Consider the following 2,660-nt stretch of genomic DNA (forward strand, 5'->3'; position numbering starts at 1 on the left):
GTATCCATCCGAGCTAAGCCGCGGAGAGCGGATCACCTATTGGGGCTCGGGGTTTTCCTTGTGTATCCTGATGAGCTCGATCAGGTTCTCGATGCCGAAGTCGGTGAACGCCATGACGCCGTCGTCACCTATGCCATAAACCCAGATAACGCCGTCCTCTGTGTCCATTCCGTTGGCCACGTCCCAGAGCCAGTCCTCGTCTTCGCCGAGGTCGTTTGCGACGCGACCGATTGTGAAGACGGCATGAACTTTGTTGACGTGCATGGCTATGCCGCCTGAGTGCAGGGCACCGACGCGGGAGGCGTCCAGTTCCATGGCAACAACTCGTGCAGTCGGCTTTTCGGCACTTCGGCGATGCGCGCGAAGACGTCGGCGAGCCACGCTTTCGGATCGATGTTGTTGAGACGCGCCGTCATGATGAGCGTCGCCATGACGGCGGCCCGGTCGGCGCCACGATCAGAACCGGCAAACAGCCATGCCTTCCTTCCCAGCGCAAAACCGCGCAGCGCTCGCTCGGCCGCATTGTTGGTCAGGCAGATCCTTCCGTCATGGACAAAGCGGGCAAAGCCATCCCATCGGTTGAGCAGATAATTGATCGGCTTGATCACGTTGGACGAACGCGAGAGCCGAGCAGATTCCGCCCGCAGCCAGGCCTCAAGATCGGTTAACAGCGGCACGCTTCTCTGTTGGCGGACGCGCAGCCGCTCCTCGGGACTCAGCCCATAGATCTCGCGCTCGATCTCGAACAGCTGGTCAATCCGACGAACCGCTTCCAGCGCAATGGGCGAGATCGCCGTCGCCGAACGTCCGCGCCGCGCGTTCTGGGCGATATCGGCCAGTTCGTAGAACGCCCTCCGGCCGTGCGCCCAGCAGAAGGCAGGCGTGGCCGGCGACGCCTTGCGCCCGGGATCGAAGAGGGCATTGAACCCGCTATAGGCGTCGGCCTGAAGGATTCCGGCGAAGCTCTGAAGATGCCTTGCCGGGTGCTCACCACGCCGATCGCGTGAGGCGTAAAACAGCGCCGCCGGCGGACCTTGCCCGCCAAATGGCCGATCGTCGCGGACATAGGTCCAAATCCGGCCGGTATCCGTTTTGCCCTTCGCCAGGATCGGGATCTTGGTGTCGTCGCCGTGTAGCCTGTCAGCGGAGAGCACATAGGCTTCGATCAGCTCAAAGATCGGCCTGACGGCAAAGGCACCGGCGCCCACCTGGTCTGCCAACGTCGAGACCGACAGGTCGATCCCCTCGCATTTGAAGCGCTGGCTCTGTCGGTTTAATGGCTGATGTTGGCCGAACTTGTCGAACAGGATCGTTGCCAGAAGCTGGGGGCCGATATAGCCCCGTGGCGTCGCATGGAACGGCGCCGGCGGCTGCGTAATTGCCTCGCAGTCCCGGCAGCTGAACTTCTCCCGCACCGTGTCGATCACCTTGAACCGTCGTGGGATCTCCTCCAGCGTCGAGGTCACGCTTTCGCCGAGCTTCGACAGTCGCGCCGACCCGCAGCAGGGACATTGCGTCGGAGCCGGAAGGACCACACGCTCTCGCTCGATATCGTCGGGGAAGGGCTGGCGAACCGGCCGCTTGCGCTCAAACGAACGCACCGTCTGCGTCTTCCCCGCCGCCTTCTCGGCGGCGAGTTCATCCTCAGTGGCGGCCGCCTCGAGCTCCTCAAGCTCAAGTTCCAGCTGATCGAGCAGCCGCGCCGACCGCTCCGAGCGCGTGCCATAAAGCGTCCGCCGCAGCTTCTCGATCTCGAGCTTGAGATGGGCGATCAGCGCTTCGGTGCTCGATTGCTTCGCTTGGGCATTGGCCGCTTCAGCAAGCTTGGCCTCCGCCGCAAGTCTGGCCGCGCGCTCAGCCAAGATCATTGCATGTGCGGCAGCGAGATCGGGCGGCAGTCCGTCAGCGGCGGAGTCCATGACCAGATGGAATCATATTCGCCGCCAGATTCAAACGACAAACTTTCAGCCCACGCTCGTCGGACGCCAGGACTCTTGGGGATTGCGCCAATCGATGCCGGACAAGAGATAACTCATCTGCGCCTGCGAGATCGACACAACGCCGTCCGCCAGCGACGGCCAGACAAAACGACCTCTCTCCAGTTTCTTTGTAAACAGGCACGCTCCCTGGCCGTCATGCCAGATCACCTTCAATAGATCCCCCGGCGTCCGCGGAAGCAGAACAAATGGCCGCTCAGGGGATCGCGACGCAGCACCTCTTGCACCTGCAACGACAATGAGGCGAAGCCCTTCCTCATGTCAGTGTGACCCGTCGCCAGCCACACCCGAACTCCTGTAGGGATCGGAATCATCGCGGATCCAGAGCCTCGATAATCCGGCGAAGCGCCTCAACGTCGACGCTCGCATCGACAATGATGCGCCGCCCGCTCGTCAACTCGATCTCAATTCGCTGCTCGGTCGAATGCGCTGTCGCGCTCCGCGATGAAGCCGCCGCCGACGACACTAGCCCATCCTCTGCGACAACGGCTCTGACAAAGCCAGCCTCGGATTTGGTCCGGTTCGCTGCGAAGGCTCTTCGCCAAGTCACCAGCAGAGAACGCGACAGGCCATATCGCCGCGCCGTCGCCGCAACCAGACGTGGCTCGGACAGGCTTTCCAAAACAATCCGCGCCTTCTCCTCCTCAGACCAACGCCGCCGCC

The 2,660-nt window shown here is 62.4% G+C and carries 3 protein-coding genes and 1 pseudogene; all 4 read right to left on the minus strand.

Going from position 1 to position 2,660, the window contains the following annotated elements; genetic code table 11:
• Positions 1-36 precede the first annotated feature (36 nt).
• Entirely contained in the window at positions 37-315 is a 279-nt protein-coding gene (locus tag YUO_RS0137600) for a hypothetical protein (RefSeq protein WP_235782967.1), read from the minus strand.
• On the minus strand, positions 267-1,919 hold the full coding sequence (gene tnpC / locus YUO_RS0137605) for an IS66 family transposase (protein ID WP_028351707.1): 1,653 nt from the start codon (positions 1,917-1,919) through the stop codon (positions 267-269). The genes YUO_RS0137600 and tnpC overlap by 49 nt, the downstream gene beginning before the upstream one ends.
• Positions 1,920-1,964: 45 nt before the next feature.
• A pseudogene (tnpB, locus tag YUO_RS49270) lies at positions 1,965-2,311 on the minus strand (IS66 family insertion sequence element accessory protein TnpB).
• Positions 2,308-2,660, minus strand: a 353-nt coding sequence (gene tnpA / locus YUO_RS43400) for an IS66-like element accessory protein TnpA (RefSeq protein WP_035728585.1), incomplete at its 5' end; no start/stop codon positions are given. The gene tnpA and the pseudogene tnpB, both read right to left, overlap by 4 nt.

The sequence above is a fragment of the Bradyrhizobium murdochi genome, assembly GCF_000472965.1.
Taxonomy (GTDB): Bacteria; Pseudomonadota; Alphaproteobacteria; order Rhizobiales; family Xanthobacteraceae; genus Bradyrhizobium; species Bradyrhizobium murdochi.

What these genes read in the sequence shown, in the direction of transcription:
- YUO_RS0137600 (WP_235782967.1), bottom strand. Translation starts at nt 315, where the DNA reads ATGGAACTGGACGCCTCCCGCGTCGGTGCCCTGCACTCAGGCGGCATA.
- tnpC (WP_028351707.1), bottom strand. Translation starts at nt 1,919, where the DNA reads ATGGACTCCGCCGCTGACGGACTGCCGCCCGATCTCGCTGCCGCACAT.